This is a genomic window from Idiomarina sp. H2 (assembly GCF_004364275.1).
In the GTDB taxonomy this organism is placed as follows: Bacteria; Pseudomonadota; Gammaproteobacteria; order Enterobacterales; family Alteromonadaceae; genus Idiomarina; species Idiomarina loihiensis.
This window is the reverse complement of sequence record NZ_SNZY01000026.1, coordinates 1-1,213: the sequence shown is the minus strand read 5'-3', so window position 1 is coordinate 1,213 and position 1,213 is coordinate 1. Positions and strand designations below refer to the sequence as shown.

General features: G+C 36.7%; 1 protein-coding gene and 1 pseudogene. Both read left to right on the top strand.

Annotated elements, in window-relative coordinates; all coding sequences use genetic code 11:
* A pseudogene (locus DET62_RS14395) lies at nt 1-138 on the top strand (IS3 family transposase); the annotation flags it as partial.
* Between the two features lie 77 nt (nt 139-215).
* Complete coding sequence (locus tag DET62_RS14390; protein WP_010558013.1) at nt 216-974, top strand: membrane protein; 759 nt, start codon at nt 216-218, stop codon at nt 972-974.
* Nucleotides 975-1,213: the final 239 nt, after the last annotated feature.

The following is a 1,213-nucleotide window of genomic DNA, read 5'->3' as shown; positions in this document are numbered from 1 at the left end:
TCAGCAATTGAAGCAAAACGAGATGTCAGTTACTTCCTAATGAATTATTACAACTGGGAGCGACCGCATCAATTTAATGATGGTCTACCACCGGCAAAAGCAGAGGAATTAGCTAAAAAGGTGTCCGGGTTTTGTTGACCACTACAATAGTGATTGCTATATGTATTTGGTTGGTAGTTCTTTTTTAATGACATACTCACATAGAGGAATTTTATATGAATAAACAATTTAACGATGCTCTGATAAAAGTACCTCAATTAACAATAGGGTTTTGGATAATAAAAATACTCGCGACTACGTTAGGTGAAACAGGTGGTGATGCTGTTTCAATGTCAATGAATTTGGGCTATTTAGTTGGAACTGTAATCTTTATGTCCTTTTTTATTGCTGCTGTTATTATGCAAGTAAAATCTACAAAATTTAGCCCGTTTATTTATTGGATCACTATTATTGCATCAACGACAGTGGGGACAACACTTGCTGATTTTGCCGATAGATCGTTGGGAATTGGGTATTTAGGAGGCTCAACTCTATTAGCTACTCTCTTAATTATTACATTGGCTATTTGGTATAGAACAATTGGAAGTATCAGTGTTTCTTCTATTGACAACCCTAAAGCTGAATCGTTTTACTGGTTAACCATTATGTTTTCTCAAACACTTGGGACTGCACTGGGAGACTGGACTGCTGATACTGCTGGATTGGGTTATATTGGAGCTGCATATATTTTCAGTACAGGCTTAGGAATTGTATTAACCCTATATATGTTCACTAAAGTATCTAGAACAATGTTATTTTGGCTTGCATTTGTTTTGACTCGTCCCTTAGGCGCGGTTGTTGGTGACTTTTTAGACAAGCCTGTTGCGCACGGTGGTTTGGAATTGAGTAGATATTCAGCTACCGCGACACTACTGTTTGTAATAGTAGTTTTGATCATACTTCTACCTCAACGACCTGCTTTAAAACAACATTAATGTCTAATTATCAGTTTTAATTAAGCAATTCTTAAGTTTAACCTAATACAGTAAACATCGTGTTATTCACTAAAAAGAATTGCGATGTTTACTTCTATCTACAGCTTTATCAGACCATTCCTACTATTCTCTGTTTCTGTCATGGGGTTCTACCCCTTTATCACGGACGGTTTAAAATCGCACTAAACTGCTGATCTTGTTTTGCCAGTCTACGACGCATTCTTGGATTATGAAACCGT